We start from the raw sequence: 16,764 nt of genomic DNA, 5'->3' as shown, positions 1-16,764 counted from the left end.
TAACCTTCTTTTCTAAAATTATTGAGCAACTACAACCATTGCTGGTCTTAATACACGGTCTTTTAACAGGTAACCCCGCTGCAAGACTTGAACAACTGTATCACTTTCTTGATCTGGGGTTTTAGGTGTTGTTTGCACCGCTTGATGCAAGGTTGGATCAAATTTTTCACCCTGTGCCTTGATCTCAGTGATATTATTATCCTTCAGCGCATTTTGCATGGCTGTATAAACCATTTCAATACCTTTTTTAAGTTGTTGACCGTGGTCGTCTTTGACCTCAACAGCCAACGCCCGTTCCAAATTATCAAGGACCGGTAAAATATCTTTAGCTAGTCGTTGCCCGTCATATTTTGCTAATTGTTCTTGTTCTTTCTTATTGCGATTGGCCATATTGCGAATTTCTGCCTGGGCCCGTAAGAACTGATCTTCTAAATGATCATTTTTTTCTTTTAATTCTGTTAATTCGGCTTGTAATTTTGGTACATTTGCATCATCAGTCTGTAACACTTCCTCTAAATCCGCTTTAGTTTCAGCTAAAGTTTCAGACTTAGGATCTGCTTTGTCAGTTACAGCATGCTGTGCAGTTGTATCATGAACCTTCTTTTGAGGTTGCTTTGCTTGGGAATCTCCATTTTTGAGGTCTTTTTCAGATGGAAATTCAACCTTGTTATCCTTTGACAAGTGAAAACTCCTTCCCATTAATCATCAAAATTAGAATAATAATCTGTCAAGCGTCGTGCCAATTCTTCACGAATCAAATCTAATAGCCCGATAATCCTTGAATAAGGCATGCTCGTTGGTCCCAGCAACGCAATTACGCCACGGCCATGATTATGAACATCATAGGTTGCCGTGATCAAAGAATAATTGCGCAGGGTGTGCGGAGTTAATTCATCCCCCAAGCGAACCATGATTTTATCTGAATCCCCCGTCCCAAAATCAGGCAAGCGGAGCAGATTAGCCAAATCATCATTTTTCTCAAATAATGAATATAATGTCTTCAAACTAGAAACATCATTATTGGCAAAATCCAAAAGATTCAAACGACCCCCGACATAAAAATGATCTGAGCCCGCTTTTTTCAAAACATCACCAAAAATATCCAAGAAACCAGTTGGTGATGAAACATACTTCATCAACATTTGTGGTACGTCAGTTTGAATCCGTTTAGCCACAACAGCCAAAGGTTGTCCCACCAATTGATCATTGATGATCCGCACAGCTTTTTCAAGATCTTCACCGCTAATGGATTCTGGGACTTGAAAAATTTGATTCTGCACGGTACCAGCACTGGTTACTAGAATTGCCATAACCTGATGATTGCCGAGTGCCACTAAACGAAAGCCGTCTAATTTGATGTCTTGGACATCTGGCCCTAGGGTAATCGCCGTATAGCTGGTGAGGGTTGAAAGAATCGTCGCAGACTGCTCAACAATATCATCAATCATCTGATATTGTTGATTAAATGTCTGTTGAATGATTGCAAGATCATTTGAGGAAACATCACTAGGTTCTAATAGATGATCAAGATAGTAACGATAACCACTAATAGACGGAATCCGTCCAGAGGAGGAATGAGTCTTATCTAATAAACCCATTTCTTCAAGTTTCGCCATATCGTTACGAATCGTGGCGGAGCTAACTTGAATTGGCAACTCATTCATCAAATGTTTAGAACCAACCGGTTGTTCAGTTTGCGTATAAATTCTAATAATATTCTTTAAAATAAGTGCCTGTCTTTGTGTCAGCATCTTACCACCTCTTTTAGCACTTAAAGACTTAGAGTGCTAATACAAGTTATAATATAGCAATACTCCGGGATATTGTCAAGAAAACTCAAAGAAAAAAGTTGAATTCCGACCAAAGTCCCATTAGGTCTCATCATCAATTAAAAATTCAGCAAATACGTTGTTCCCAAAGAAACGGCCGTCGTGGGTCAGGCGTAAATAACCGGCTGAATCTTCTAAAAGCTTGTGCTGAATCAATTTATCGAGGGTATCGCCATAGATATCACGAATCGAATAACCATACTTTGCTTGAAAATTGGCCTTTGAAACCCCTTGATTAGTGCGTAAACCTAAAAACATCTCTTCTTCTACCTGTTCTGAAAATGGAACCAAATGATGCTCAAATACAGGTAACTTATGCGCATGTAACGGTGCAAGGTACTGCTGGATCGGGCCGTTATTATGATAGCGATCCCGGCCAATATAACCATAAGCGCCTGCTCCAAACCCGAAATAGTGCTCATTATGCCAATACATTAAATTGTGCTTGGATTCAAAGCCAGGTTTAGCAAAATTGCTAATTTCGTATTGGGGTAACCCGTGGTCGGTAAATGTATTTAAAGCCAATTCATACATATCTGCTTCCGCATCTTCACTGGGCAAATGCAACCGCCCTTGCCGTTGCATGTTATAAAAAATTGTTTTCTTTTCCAAAATCAACGAATACGTGGCATAGTGGGGCAAGTCCAGGGCAATTGCTTGCGCAAGTGTCTGTTTAAAATCCGCTTCACTTTGCCCGGGCAGCCGAAAGATCAAATCAATACTGATATTCGAAAAACCAGTACGGCGAGCCATGTCGATCGCATCAAAGGCCTGTTGAGCCGTATGCTTGCGCCCAATCTGGCGTAATACAGTATCGTTAAAGGATTGTACCCCAATACTCAGTCGATTGACCCCATATTGGCGCATCACTGTTAAACGCTCTGGTGTGACAATATTGTTGGGATTACATTCCACGGTAAATTCACCGCCAGACCAGGGCAATATTTCGCGAATACCTTTGAGCAACGTATCTAATTGCTTCGGGCTTAAACTTGAAGGCGTACCCCCACCAATATATAGCGTATCGATTTTTTCTTGGGGATTTTCAGCCATAGTCATTGCAATTTCCCGCAGTAGCATGTGAATATAATCATCAACTGGCTGATCTTCAATAAACACCTTATTGAAGTCACAGTAATAGCAAATGAAATCGCAAAAAGGAATATGAATATAAGCTGCAGCCATTCTTATTGTCGCCTCAAATCTTCAAAATACTGGCGTGTATTGATCTTATCCTGGCCTAGTTGTGCGATCAATCCCTGGGCATTTTCAAATTTCACTTCACCCCGTAAATAATGATACCAACGAATCCGAACACTTTCGCCATAAATAAAGGTATCAAAATCAAAAATATTGATCTCTACAGTCAGTTTATGCTGATCTGCAAAGGTAATATTGTAGCCTACAGAAGCCATCGCTTCATACCAGCGGCCATTGACTTGAATTTGTACCGCATAAATACCAACGCCGGGAATTTGTTGATGGTCATCTGTCAAAATATTAGCGGTAGGATAACCTAAAGTCCGCCCCCGGGCTAACCCGTGGACCACCAAGCCAGCAGTTTGATAAACATAACCTAACAAAGTATTCGCCTGATCCACATCCCCTTGTAGCAATAACTGCCGAATGCGACTAGAGCTGATTTTGGCTGCCGCCGCATCCTGCTCAGCCACACTGACCGTCTCAAACCTACCTTGACTCAACTGCGGTAAAGTCGTCATATTGGCCACCGCTTTTTTACCATAAGTATAATCAAACCCGGCCACAACGATTTGAGCGTGAAGGTTGACCATGTATTGCGCTACAAAAGCTTGGGGGCTGAGACTGGCAAATTCAGAGGTAAAATCCACAACATATAATAAATCCACTTGATTAGCCCGCATTAATTCAATTTTACGTTTTAACGGCGATAAGTAGTCAATGCCATCTGGTCCAATTTGTTTAAAAACAATAGCTGGATGCTGATTAAACGTCATCACGGCCAAGGGTAACTGTTTTGCCGTCGCAATCGCTCTAGCGCGCTTAATAACCGCCTGGTGGCCCCGATGAACCCCATCAAAAAAACCTAAAGCTAATACAATTGGTTCTGGGTCAATTTCTTTTGGATCATAGGGATGATGTAAATGAATAACTTTCAAGATAACTTACTCCTAACTGCCAATTCCCTCATTTTGCAAAAACATTCTCAGCGGTTTATAGATATCACCACGTTTACGCTGATATAAAGCTTTAATATAATTTTGATAGGTCAATGCCACCACATCTGGTAAACCAGGCAGCTCTAAAAAAGCCCCATTTTGAATCTGTTCACGCTGGTGTGGCGATAAGACATAAACTGGAAAATCGCTCAGGACCCGTTCCATTGGAAACAAGTGTTGTGCCCCTTGTCCATTGGCCACTGCTGCTTTAAAGTCAGCCAGTGAAATTGTATCCTCAAGATCAAACCCACCACTGGACAAACGTGTTAGTTGTGCCATCAAAGCCGGCACCCCTAAAATTTTGCCACAGTCCACCGCTAATGTGCGAATGTAAGTCCCCTTTGAGACTTCCGCCGAAAATTGAATGCGTTGCGTCTTGGTTGTGGCATCGTAATTAGTACCAAGCAACTGAAAACGATAAACATGAACTGCCCGTTTGGGGCGTTGCACTGGATCACCACTACGGGCATAGTCATACAAGCGTCGACCGTTTACTTTAACGGCTGAATACATCGGTGGAATTTGAATGATATCGCCCGTTAAGGCCGCCATGGCCTGGGTTATCTGATCTTGATCAAAGGGTTTTAGAATTGCCGTCTGAGCAATAATCGCCCCCTCCAAATCTTCGGTTTCGCTGGCTTGTCCTAATAAGATTTCACCGGTGTAAACCTTGCCCTTAGTCAATAAGTAATCCACGACTTTCGTGGCTTGCCCAATACATATCGGTAAAACACCATCTACTTGTGGATCCAAAGTGCCTGAATGGCCCACACGCCGCTCATGAATGATTTTGCGGATAGCCGCCACACAATCATGGCTGGACATGCCAGCAGGCTTATATAAGGGTAAAATTCCGTTCATATTTTATCTCCGTTTCTATTTTGCCAAATAAGTACATTATAACTGGAAAGTCGCTGTAAAAACAAGGTGTACGCCGTTTGAAACCAAAGAAAAAAACCGCATTCAAATCATGATTTGAATGCGGTTTTTAGCTGAACTATTGATTTGGGTATTAGCATTAACTTAAAATATTACTGCTTTTCAGATTCATGCAGACCACGAATCAACTCATCGATTCTTTCACCATATTGAACAGACTTATCTTGTAAGAATGTCAATTCTGGAATTTTATAAATCTTAATGCGTTGACCCAGTTCACTGCGAATCAAACCTTTAGCATGATCCAATCCAGCTTGTGCCCGCTGGCTATCACTAGCTTTATCAGACAAAATTGAATAATAAATCTTGCAATGCTGTAAGTCACCAGTTAGATCCACCCCGGTGATAGTGACACCTTCAATACGTGGATCCCGCACACGTTTGAGCAAGATATCGTTAACTTCGCGTAAAATTTCTTGTTCAACACGACCAATACGATGTTTCATAAAAACAAACCCCCTAAATCAAGCTTGGTTATTGAGAATTTATTTAACTGGCACTTCTTCCATAACATAAGCTTCGATTTCGTCATCAACTTTAATATCGTTGTAATTTTCAATTGTTAGGCCGCAATCAAAACCAGAGCGAACTTCTTTAACGTCATCTTTAAAACGCTTCAAGGAAGCTAGTTTACCTTCAAAAATAACGATGCTATTGCGAATCAGTCGTACCCCTGAATCTCGGGTAATATAACCTGTATTTACATAGGCCCCAGCAATCGTCCCAACTTTAGAAACTTTATACGTTTCGCGGACAGTTAAGTTACCGGTTACTTTTTCTTGGTAAGTTGGTTCCAGCATGCCTTTCATGGCAGACTCAACTTCTTCAATGGCATTATAAATGACATTGTAAAGGCGAATATCCACGTCATCCATATCAGCTTGTGATCTAGCATTAGCGGTCGGCCGAACGTTAAACCCTAAGATAATCGCTTGACTGGCTGCAGCTAAGGTAACATCACTTTCATTAATGGCCCCAACGGCTTGGTGAATAATATTCACACGCACACCAGCAACTTCAATTTTTTGTAAACTGTTGGCTAACGCTTCAACAGAACCCTGAACGTCACCTTTAATGATAACGTCGACTTCTTTAAGTTCCCCTTGTTTCATGGACTCAAACAGGTTATCTAACGTAACATGTGTCGTATGACTACGTTCTTCAAGCAAAGCCTTTTTCGCACGTTCTTCACCAGCTGCCCGAGCTGTTTTTTCGTCTTCATAGACGGCAAACTTATCAGCTGCATCTGGTACATCATTTAAACCAGTGATTTCTACTGGTTCAGATGGCAAGGCTTCTTTAACCCGCCGCCCCCGGTCATTGGTCATGACCCGAATACGGCCAAAGGTATTCCCCACGACAATTGGATCCCCGACGTGGAGTGTCCCTTGTTGCACAAGTAAGGAAGCTACTGGCCCTTTACCCTTGTCTAGTCGAGCTTCAAGAACCGTACCGACCCCACGTTGTTGTGGGTTGGCTTTTAATTCCAACATGTCGGCCTCAAGTAAAACCATTTCCAATAATTCATCAATATTTTTGCCAAATTTAGCAGAAATTTCAACGAAAATGGTATCGCCGCCCCAGCTTTCAGGAATTAACCCATATTCGGTCAACTGTTCCATCACGTGGTTCGGGTTAGCGCCGGGCTTATCGATTTTGTTAACAGCCACAATAATTGGTGCCTTAGCAGCCTTAGCGTGGTTGATGGCTTCAATTGTTTGTGGCATCACACCATCATCAGCCGCAACAACTAAAATAATGATATCGGTAACATCAGCACCCCGGGCTCGCATGTTAGTGAAGGCCGCATGCCCTGGTGTATCTAGAAAAGTAATGACGCGATTATCCAATTTAACTTGGTAGGCCCCAATATGTTGGGTGATCCCCCCAGCTTCACTAGCAGTTACATGGGTATGCCGTAATTTATCCAACAACGTTGTTTTACCATGGTCAACGTGCCCCATGATCGTTACAACTGGTGGTCGGCTTTCCAAATGAGCATCATTTTGCTCTTCGTCATTAAAGATTTTATCCAAATCAGTGATATCTTCTTCAACTTTTTCTTTCGCATCAATGCCATAATCTGTAGCTAATAATTCAATGGCATCCTTAGTTAAAGATTGATTTTGGTTAGTCATGACGCCCAGCATAAATAATTTTTTAACAATTTCTGCTGGTTCCCGGTGTAAAATTTTACCCAAGTCCTGGGCATTCATACCTTCTGTATAAACTAAGACACTTGGTAATGGCCGATCTTTACGTTGTGGCATTGGTTTCTTAGGTGTCGTATCCCGACGCCGGTTCTTTTTATTATTCCGCCGACGATTAAAGGCATTGCCGCCACGATTATTGCTCCATGAGCCCCCGCGATTATTGCTGTTACGATTGTTGTAACCACCGCCAGTATTCCCACCGGTTGTTGTCCGTTGACCCGTGCGATTTTGCGTGTTCCCAGTGGTGCGCGTTTGGTTGGTCGTCGAACCTGAATTTTGTAGGCGACTATTTTGTGGCCGCGCATTATTGCTAGCTGGACGATTGTTATTCGTCCGGTTATTGGTTGTCGTATTGGTGCGGTTTTGTGGATTACTAGTGTTGCGATTTTGATTGTTGTTGCTACGATTTTGATTATTAATAGCATTACGATTTTGGCCTTGATTGTTATTCGTCCGATTTTGGCCAGCGTTAGTGCTTGCATTGCGATTTTGATTTTGTGGTCGGCTGTTACGATTGTTTGGCCGATTATTTGTTTGTGAAGTACCATTGTTAGACTTTTGTTGCGAACTTTGCATACGATTATTATCCTGTCTTGGTCGATTATTCTGTTGCGTCGTACCGGTATGGTTCGAATTACTATTCGTGGTATGGTGACTATTATTATTTTGATTAGGATTACTTGGTTGACTAGCGGCAGCGGTATTTCTTGTGACCGCCCGATTTTGGTGAGATGAAGGTCTAGCTGGGGTATGTTGATGGGCAGGTCTTGGCTGAGCAGCTCTTGGTTGCTGACTGCCAGCCTTACTAGCACCGCTGGTGACACCAGTATCTACATGCAAGGCCTGCTTAATCTTTTGCTCTTGACCAACTTCAACTGATGACATGTGATTCTTAATATCTAAACCAGCTTTTTGAGCCGCTTCAACTACTTCTTTACTTGGTAAATTTAATTCCTTTGCAAATTCATAAATTCTCTTTTTCCCCATATCTTCACGCTCCTTATTTACATGAGCTTCACCATGCCTTTGGCAAATCCGGCATCATTAATGCCGATAATTTTTCTTGGTCGGCCAATTGCTTTTGTGAGTTGCTCCGTACTTAATTGGTCATGTATGGGTACATGATAGTAAGTCGTTTTATCATTTAATTTTTTGGTTGTGGCACTGCCAGCATCACTAGCAATAAATACTAATTTTAGCTTGCCAGCAATCAGTGCTTTTAAAACTAATTCTTCCCCAGTAATAATTTTCCCGGCGCGCATCGCTAAGCCAATGAGGTTCATTAGTTTTTGAGTTTGATCAATTACCATTAGTCATTACCGAAAAGTTCCTGTCTGGCTTTTTTATGATCAACGTATTCAAACAGTTCATCATAAAAGTCGTCTGAAATTTTAACTTCGAAAACTGTATCTAGGGTCCGTTTTTCTTTGGCAGCTTTCACCGCTTCAGGATTTAAGGAAACATAAGCACCACGACCCGGTTTTTTACCAGTCGGGTCTAGACTAACTTCGCCTTCTTTATTCCTAACAACACGAACCATTTCTTTTTTGGGATGCATTTCATCAGTTAACACATCTTTACGCATCGGAATTTTACGTTTCTTCATAATTCACCTACTCTGCTTGATCACTAGATGAGCTAGTTTTAGCATCTGCTGTCCCGGCGTCATCAGCTTGGTCAGGCTTTGGCGTTGCTGATGGCGTTTGCGGTTTTGCATCAGCCGGGCTTGGTGTGGTGGCACCTTGTGCGGGTGTGTCAGCTTGAGCTTGCGCTAATATGCGATTACGGGCAACTTCATCAAACTTACTTTGAATATCGCCGGCTTCACTTTCCCGCTCAATATCAATTCGAAAACCAGTCAATTTTGCCGCTAGGCGGGCATTTTGGCCCCGTTTCCCAATGGCTAAAGACAATTGATCATCAGGGACGATCACCACACAATTATGGTCATTATTTTGGTCAAAGACCACGTTGACTACTTCTGCTGGATTTAAAGCATTGGCAATATAATCAGCGGGATTTTCTTCCCAAGCAACAATGTCCATATTTTCCCCATGAAGTTCGTTGACCACGGCTTGAACCCGTTGACCTTTAGGACCAACACAGGTCCCAACGGCGTCAATATTACTATCTGTTGAACGAACCGCCATCTTCGTCCGGTCGCCAGCTTCTCTCACAATCGACATAATTTCAACAGTACCATCATAAATCTCAGGTACTTCTTGTTCAAATAGGCGCTTAACTAAATCTGGGTGAGTCCGACTGACGAATACTTGCGGGCCCTTGGTCGTATTTTCAACTTTGGTCACATAGACCTTAATGCGGTCATGGGGTTGATAATCCTCATTTGGCATTTGATCTGGTTTACCTAAAACAGCTTCAATTCGACCCAAATTTACGTAAATAAAGCGGTTGTCACGGCGTTCAACCACACCTTGCATAATTTCATTTTCATACTGACTATATTCATCATAAACAATACTGCGTTCAGCTTCACGAACCCGCTGCATAATGACTTGTTTGGCCGTTTGAGCCGCAATTCGGCCAAAGTCTTTGGGCGTGACTTCAAATTTGATTTGATCGCCTAATTCATAGCCCTTATTCATTTTCAAAGCTTCATCCAAGCCAACTTCTAAGCGAGAGTCAAAAACTTCATCCGTGACTTCCTTAACGGCATAAACATGGATATCACCCTTTTTATCATCAAAATCCACTTCAACGTTTTGGGCTTGGCCATAATTTCGCTTATAAGCTGAAACTAAAGCCGCTTCTAAAGCCTCAATAACGATCTCTTTTTTGACGCCTTTTTCTTTTTCCAAAGCATCTAAAGCTTCAATCATTTCTTTACTCATGATAAGTCCTTCCGATCTTAAAATTCAATTGCCAAACGCGCTTTAGCAATATTCTTCCGTTCAAATGTTTTTAACTGACGCCGTGTTTTATTTTTAATCTCCAGCGTTAAATTGTCTGGATCTACTGCTTTTAAGGTACCTTCATAAACTTTATTTTGATCAATAATTTGATAGAGCGAAATGTGAATATATTCCCCAACAGCATTTTCAATATCTGTGTCAGTCTTCAATGGTCGTTCTGCGCCTGGGGATGAAACCTCTAAGAAATAGGCATCATCAAAGGGATCAGGTTCTAAAACATCCAATTTTTCACTTAATTTTTCACTTACCAAAGCACATTCTTCGATGTCGATACCACCGGGTTTGTCAATGTAAACTCTAAGATACCAGGAGCGTCCCTCTTTTTCATAGGCCACATCTACGAGTTGGAAATGATAAGAATCAACGATTGGTTGTACGATATTTTCAACAATGGTCACAACGTTACTCAAAGAATCACCTCCACTTGATTTATTTCAATAAAAAGAGTGAGCACTTCTGCTCACTCAAACGAAAAGTATCAAAATACATTCTAAATATAACATGTTTCTTGTGATTTAGCAAATACGACCCAGTTTTAGCCGTTTTCATAGATTTAAAACAAAGATAATTGATTTTCATCCGGCAAATCTTCGAGAACGTGATTATCTGTCATGTATTGAATCAAAGTCGCAGATACCTTCCCCCGATTGCTTAAATCTTCCTTAGATAAGAAGGGCTTTTCTTCTCTAGCAGCAACAATTTGCTTGGCAACACTATCCCCTAAACTTGGTACAGCTTTAAACGGGGCCAGCAAGGTATGATCATCAATGATCTGAAAATCCTCAGAGTCTGACGTATTAATGTCCACCATTTTAATATCAATGCCCCGTTCTAAACATTCATTGGCAATTTCTAAAACTGTCAATAAATTTTTCTCTTTTTGAGAAGCATCTAAGCCCTTGTCTTTGATAGCTTGCATCTCTGCTTTAACAGCGTCTTTACCTGAGGTCATGGCGACTAAATCATAATCGTCTGCCCGCACCGATAAATAGGCACAGTAATAAATAATCGGAAAATAAACCTTAAAGTAAGCGATTCGCAAGGCCATTAAAATATAGGCCGTGGCATGTGCCTTCGGGAACATATACTTAATCTTCAAACATGAATCAATGTACCAATCGGGCACATTTTCATTAGCACGCAATGCGTCTTGCCATTCATCTGGAATACCTCGGCCCTTACGCACATGTTCCATAATTTGAAAAGCCATTTGCGAATCCATACCCCAGTGAATTAAATCCATCATAATATTATCCCGACAGCCAATAACATCTTTCAAAGTGACCACCCCTTGGTTGATCAACTCTTCGGCATTACCTAACCAGACATCCGTCCCGTGGGACAAACCGGAAATCTGGAGTAATTCCGCAAAAGTGGTGGGATGGGTTTCTTCTAACATTCCCCGGACAAAGCGCGTCCCAAACTCAGGGATACCCAGCGTACCAGTCTTAGATTGGATCTGGTCTTCTGTTACGCCTAAGACATCTGGATTAGAGAATAACGACATTACCCCAGGATCATCGGTGGGAATTGATTTAGGATCAATGCCAGATAAGTCCTGGAGCATGCGAATCATCGTGGGGTCATCATGGCCTAAGATATCTAACTTCAAAATATTGTCATGGATAGAGTGAAAATCAAAATGCGTTGTTTTCCAGGCTGCATCTTGGGCATCAGCGGGAAACTGTATCGGGGTAAAGTCATAAATATCCATGTAGTCTGGGACAACAATAATCCCGGCTGGATGCTGACCCGTGGTTCGCTTGACGCCAGAAGCCCCCATTTTCAGGCGGTCAATTTCGGCGTTTCTAAAATTAGCGCCGGTTTCTTCTTCATAATGCTTCACATAGCCAAAAGCCGTCTGATCAGCAACCGTGCCAATCGTCCCAGCCCGAAAAACATGATCCTCTCCAAATAAAACCTTGGTATAATTATGGGCCACAGGCTGATAATCTCCGGAAAAGTTCAAATCAATATCTGGCACTTTATCCCCCTTGAATCCTAGGAAAGTTTCAAAGGGAATATCATGGCCATCTTTAGTTAAAGGTGTGCCACAATTTGGACAAGTTCGATCAGGTAAGTCAAAACCTGAACCCACTTCACCCTTAGTATAGAATTCACTGTATTTACATTTTGGACACCGATAATGGGGTGGCAAAGGATTGACTTCGGTGATTCCCGTCATGGTCGCGACCAAACTAGAACCTACCGATCCCCGAGAACCTACCAAGTAACCATCTTTATTAGACTTAAATACCAATTTCTGGGCAATTAAATAAATCACTGAGAAACCATTGCCAATGATACTCTTCAGTTCTCGCTTCAAGCGCTGGTCCACGATATCTGGCAGGGGATCGCCATACAATTCATGGGCCTTATTCAAGGTTAAATTACGAATTTCATCTTCGGCACCGGCCATTTTCGGCGTATACAACTTATCTTTAACTGGCGTAATATCATCGGCAATCATATCGGCCACCGCGTGGGTATTATCCACCACAATTTGCTGGGCCACATCTGCCCCTAAGAAAGCAAATTCTGCTAGCATTTCATCAGTCGTGCGGAAATGGACATCTGGCAATGTCTGCCGGCGCAAGGGGCTGCTCTTTAACGATTTCACGAGAATTTCCCGATAAATGGCGTCATGCTTGTCCAGGTAATGCACATCCCCGGTGGCCACAACTGGCTTATCCAAATCCTGTCCTAATTTGACCAAATTAGCGATAATATCATCTAAAGCTTTGTAATCCTTCACCAATTGGCTATCAATTAACGGTTGATAGACTGGTTTGGGCATCACTTCAATATAGTCATAGTATTTGGCTTTAGCCATGGCATCAGCATAACCCTTTTGCATCATCGCGGTGAATACTTCACCGGATGAACAAGCAGACCCTACCAATAAGCCCTCACGGTACTCATTTAACAAGCTTCTAGGTACTCTGGGTTCATAATAAAAATATTTGATCATTGATTGAGAAACAATCTTGAACATATTTTTTAAACCAGCTTGAGTCTGGGCTAACAAAACGGCATGGTGGGGCCGAGATTGTTTATAAGCCTCTTTACCACCAACATTATCATTTAATTGTGCCACATTGTCACTGCCAAATCGCTTTTCCAGTTGGGCTAATAATTTATAGAGCAAATAGCCCGTTGTTTCCGCATCTGAATTGGCGCGATGATGGTGTTCCAAAACAATTTCATATTTTTTAGCCAAGTTGTCCAACTTATGATTCTTATATTCGGGATGCAACAGCCGTGACAATTCCAAGGTATCGATCACCGGCACAGTGACAGTTGGTAAATCATGGCGTTGATACCCAGCATTTAAGAACCCAATATCGAAAGTGACATTATGTCCTGCTAAAATAGCATCACCGGTGAATTCTTGGAATAATTGAAAGACCTCAGCTTCTGATTTAGCCCCCTTGACCATATCATCGGTGATACTAGTCAATTCAGTGGTGAGTTTAGATAAGGGATGGCCGGGATCAATAAATTCATCAAAACTGGCAACAACTTCATTATCTTTCATTTTGACAGCAGCTAATTCAATGATTGAGTCATAAACCGCAGATAACCCCGTGGTCTCCACATCAAAAACAACATATTCAGCATCTTTTAGTTTTTCATCCCGCAAATTATAGGCTAGTGGTTGCCCATCATCCACCAAATTGATCTCCACACCGTAAATCATCTTCATGTCATTTTTTTGAGCCGCACTATGGGCATCTGGAAAAGCTTGTAGTCCAAAATGATCAGTTACCGCAATCGCTGTGTGGCCCCACTTTTTAGCTTGGGTCACATAGTCCGTAATGCTGTTGGTGGCATCCATTTGACTCATGGTGGTATGCAAATGCAGTTCGATGCGTTTTTCACCTTCAGCCGTATCTTGGCGGGCTTCATGGTGGAAGAGATTAATGTCTTGGGCATTGATCGTCAGATCCCGCATGAAACTATCTTCTTGCACGGACCCACGAACTTTGACCCACATCCCTTTTTTAAAGTCAGCAAAAACTGATTCGTCATCATTATCCCTGGAAAAACGCTTCACAACAAAAGAAGAGGTGTAGTCGGTCATTTTGATGATCAATAATTGTCTGCCAGACCGTAACTTCCGAACCTCACTGTCAAAAACGTAGCCTTCAACCACCACGCTGCGCTCTTCTTCCGTGATTTCAGCCATTTGACGCACAGGTAAGTCTGGTTTAATCTTACGTCCCACTAAGGCATCACCCTTACGTTGACTGATGGCGCTCCGTATTGGTTGCTTGCTTTTTTCAACACTAGCTTGTTTGGCTGAAGCTTGAATCTTATCTTTAGTTTCAGCTTGGCGTTTTTTAAAGGCCTCGATTTTTTCCTGGGAAGCACTAGCGTCTACTGTTGCTGTGATATTAAAACCGGGAAACCCAAGATCAGCAAAGGTCTCCTCGATGGGCCCCAAAGCGCCTTTGACAATATATTCTTGTACGATTTCATTTTCCACCGGCAATATCACTCGGCGATCATGGACCTGCGGTAATTGGGCATCGCAAATTTGCTTCAGTAAATGGGAATTTAAATTACTATGGGTCAATACATAAGCCCAGTAATCATGCAGCGTTTTTTCATCAAAATCTGACGTATTGGTATGGATATGAAAAGAAATGCTGGCAATATCATCGAACCCCTTGATAAGTGCTTGTTGAAATTGTTCAAAATCTTCAAAGGGTAATAGCGTTGGTATTGAAAAAAAGAACTCCCATTGATTTGATTTATCATGAACCACGACTTTGTCAATTTCTCCATTGGCAAAAGCGTCTGTGGTTTTCAAATCAGCCGGCAGTTCAATTTGTGCCAACAACTTTTCGAAGAGTTCATTTTTATTTAACATTAATAATCTCCTCTAAAATTATTGCGCGAAAGCTATTCAAAAAAGTTATTTCGGATCGTCATTGATTTGGGACAGTAAAATACCGATAACATTGAGTAATTCATCCTTTTTAACTTCGATATTTTCACCAGTTTTACGGATATGAACTTCTACGATATTATCTTCGGCTTTTTTGCCCACCGTGATACGCAAAGGCAGGCCAATTAAATCAGCATCCGCAAATTTAACCCCTGCTCTTTCTTTACGATCATCTAAGAGTACAGAATAATGATTTTCTTCTAACATGTCAACAATATTATCTGCTAATTGCATTTGCACATCGGACTTGGCATTGACCGGTACCACATGGATATCAAACGGCGCAATATCTTTAGGCCAAACAATGCCATGGTCGTCACTGTGTTGTTCAATGATTGCTGACAATAAGCGAGAAACACCAATCCCATAAGACCCCATGATGATTGGTTGACTCCGGCCATTCTCATCTAAGAAGGTGGCATTCATAGCTTCAGTATAGCGCGTTCCTAGTTTGAAGATATGGCCAATTTCAATCCCTCTAGAAAAATGCAATACCCCATTGCCATCAGGGGCAGGTTCCCCTTCTTTTACAAACCGGATATCATCATAATGTTCGATCTTTAAATCACGGTCCGGTAAAACATTGATAAAGTGATACCCATCTTCATTAGCCCCAGTAACGCCGTTGATAATGCCTTGAATCGATAAATCAGCCACAATTTTTAAATCTTTAGGGGCATTCACGGCCCCGATACTGCCAATGTTGGCATGGAATAACTGTTCAACTTGTTCTGGCGTCGCCATTTCTAAAAAGTCAGCGCCTAATAAGTTCTTCAGCTTCACATCGTTAACTTCATAGTCGCCACGAACAATGGCTAATACGGGCGCATCGTCGGCAATAAACAGGACGCTCTTGATCAATTTTGTTTCGGGCATATTCAAAAATTGAGAAACTTCTTCAATGGTTTTAGCATCTGGTGTGGCTACCTTTTCAAGTTCGTTGCCAACTTCATCGGAAACGGTTTGAACCTGTTTACTGGTGGCCATCTCTAAATTAGCCGCATAAGAACTACCATCAGACCAAACAATGGTGTCTTCACCAATTGGGGCCACTGCCGAAAATTCTTTGGAGTCTTTGCCGCCCATGGCACCGGCATCCCCGATGATGGTCCGAAAATTTAACTTCGTCCGTTGGAAAATGCTAGTATAGGCTGATTCCATTTGTGTGAAAATTTTATCTAAATCGGCTTGGTTAGCCGTAAAGGAATAGGCATCTTGCATGATAAACTCACGACACCGTAATAACCCATAACGGGGCCGATCTTCATCTCGATACTTCGTTTGAATTTGATACAAAATAAAAGGTAGGCGTTTATAAGAACGAACTTCGTCACGAACCAAATCCGTAAATGTCTCTTCGTGGGTCGGTCCCAAAATAAAATCACGTTCATGGCGATCTTTTAATCTAAATAAATTGGGACCATAAGTTTCATAACGGCCTGATTCCCGCCATAAGTCGGCTGGGATTAAGCTAGGCATCCGCATTTCTACCGCATCAATTTTAGCCATCTCATCGCGAACAATCGCTTCAATTTTATTCAAAACACGAAATGCCAGTGGTAAGTAAGCATAAACACCAGCAGATACCTGGCGGATATACCCCGCCCGCAACATCAATTGGTGACTAATGGCTTCGGCACCATTTGGCACCTCCTTTAATGTTGGAATAAACATTTTTGACTGTTTCATTTTCTCTTC

The 16,764-nt window shown here is 41.8% G+C and carries 13 protein-coding genes; all 13 read right to left on the bottom strand.

What is annotated here, in order from left to right; genetic code table 11:
- Nucleotides 1–18: 18 nt before the first annotated feature.
- The 13 genes from grpE to FC83_RS00150 all read right to left on the bottom strand — a co-directional run bounded on the left by grpE (nt 19) and on the right by FC83_RS00150 (nt 16,755).
- Nucleotides 19–699: a nucleotide exchange factor GrpE gene (grpE, locus tag FC83_RS00210; protein ID WP_035455297.1), complete on the bottom strand. Its 681-nt coding sequence runs from the start codon at nt 697–699 to the stop codon at nt 19–21.
- Nucleotides 699–1,751, bottom strand: a complete 1,053-nt coding sequence (hrcA, locus tag FC83_RS00205) for a heat-inducible transcriptional repressor HrcA (protein WP_035455298.1) — start codon at nt 1,749–1,751, stop codon at nt 699–701. The genes grpE and hrcA overlap by 1 nt, the downstream gene beginning before the upstream one ends.
- Before the next feature lie 120 nt (nt 1,752–1,871).
- Nucleotides 1,872–3,014, bottom strand: a complete 1,143-nt coding sequence (gene hemW / locus FC83_RS00200; protein ID WP_035455299.1) for a radical SAM family heme chaperone HemW — start codon at nt 3,012–3,014, stop codon at nt 1,872–1,874.
- 2 nt (nt 3,015–3,016) lie between these two features.
- On the bottom strand, nt 3,017–3,967 hold the full coding sequence (gene ribF / locus FC83_RS00195) for a riboflavin biosynthesis protein RibF (RefSeq protein WP_057002235.1): 951 nt from the start codon (nt 3,965–3,967) through the stop codon (nt 3,017–3,019).
- A gap of 12 nt (nt 3,968–3,979) precedes the next feature.
- The gene (gene truB / locus FC83_RS00190; protein WP_035454970.1) at nt 3,980–4,888 is read right to left on the bottom strand and encodes a tRNA pseudouridine(55) synthase TruB; all 909 of its coding nucleotides are present in this window, start codon (nt 4,886–4,888) and stop codon (nt 3,980–3,982) included.
- A 170-nt stretch (nt 4,889–5,058) separates the two neighbouring features.
- Nucleotides 5,059–5,412, bottom strand: coding sequence for a 30S ribosome-binding factor RbfA (rbfA, locus tag FC83_RS00185; RefSeq protein WP_035454973.1), 354 nt, complete (start codon nt 5,410–5,412; stop codon nt 5,059–5,061).
- A 39-nt stretch (nt 5,413–5,451) separates the two neighbouring features.
- Complete coding sequence (gene infB / locus FC83_RS00180; protein WP_057002234.1) at nt 5,452–8,166, bottom strand: translation initiation factor IF-2; 2,715 nt, start codon at nt 8,164–8,166, stop codon at nt 5,452–5,454.
- Between the two features lie 17 nt (nt 8,167–8,183).
- Nucleotides 8,184–8,483 (bottom strand): YlxQ-related RNA-binding protein, encoded by a 300-nt coding sequence (locus tag FC83_RS00175; RefSeq protein ID WP_035455045.1) that lies wholly within the window; start codon nt 8,481–8,483, stop codon nt 8,184–8,186.
- A gap of 5 nt (nt 8,484–8,488) precedes the next feature.
- Nucleotides 8,489–8,785: an RNase P modulator RnpM gene (gene rnpM, locus FC83_RS00170; RefSeq protein ID WP_035454976.1), complete on the bottom strand. Its 297-nt coding sequence runs from the start codon at nt 8,783–8,785 to the stop codon at nt 8,489–8,491.
- A 7-nt stretch (nt 8,786–8,792) separates the two neighbouring features.
- Nucleotides 8,793–10,031: a transcription termination factor NusA gene (gene nusA, locus FC83_RS00165; RefSeq protein ID WP_035454979.1), complete on the bottom strand. Its 1,239-nt coding sequence runs from the start codon at nt 10,029–10,031 to the stop codon at nt 8,793–8,795.
- Between the two features lie 17 nt (nt 10,032–10,048).
- Nucleotides 10,049–10,522, bottom strand: a complete 474-nt coding sequence (gene rimP / locus FC83_RS00160) for a ribosome maturation factor RimP (RefSeq protein ID WP_035454982.1) — start codon at nt 10,520–10,522, stop codon at nt 10,049–10,051.
- A gap of 143 nt (nt 10,523–10,665) precedes the next feature.
- On the bottom strand, nt 10,666–14,988 hold the full coding sequence (locus FC83_RS00155) for a PolC-type DNA polymerase III (RefSeq protein WP_035454985.1): 4,323 nt from the start codon (nt 14,986–14,988) through the stop codon (nt 10,666–10,668).
- Nucleotides 14,989–15,033: 45 nt separating this feature from the next.
- On the bottom strand, nt 15,034–16,755 hold the full coding sequence (locus tag FC83_RS00150) for a proline--tRNA ligase (RefSeq protein ID WP_057002233.1): 1,722 nt from the start codon (nt 16,753–16,755) through the stop codon (nt 15,034–15,036).
- Nucleotides 16,756–16,764: the final 9 nt, after the last annotated feature.

The sequence above is a fragment of the Agrilactobacillus composti DSM 18527 = JCM 14202 genome (assembly GCF_001436375.1).
Taxonomy (GTDB): domain Bacteria; phylum Bacillota; class Bacilli; order Lactobacillales; family Lactobacillaceae; genus Agrilactobacillus; species Agrilactobacillus composti.
This window is presented reverse-complemented; position numbering and strand designations above follow the sequence as displayed.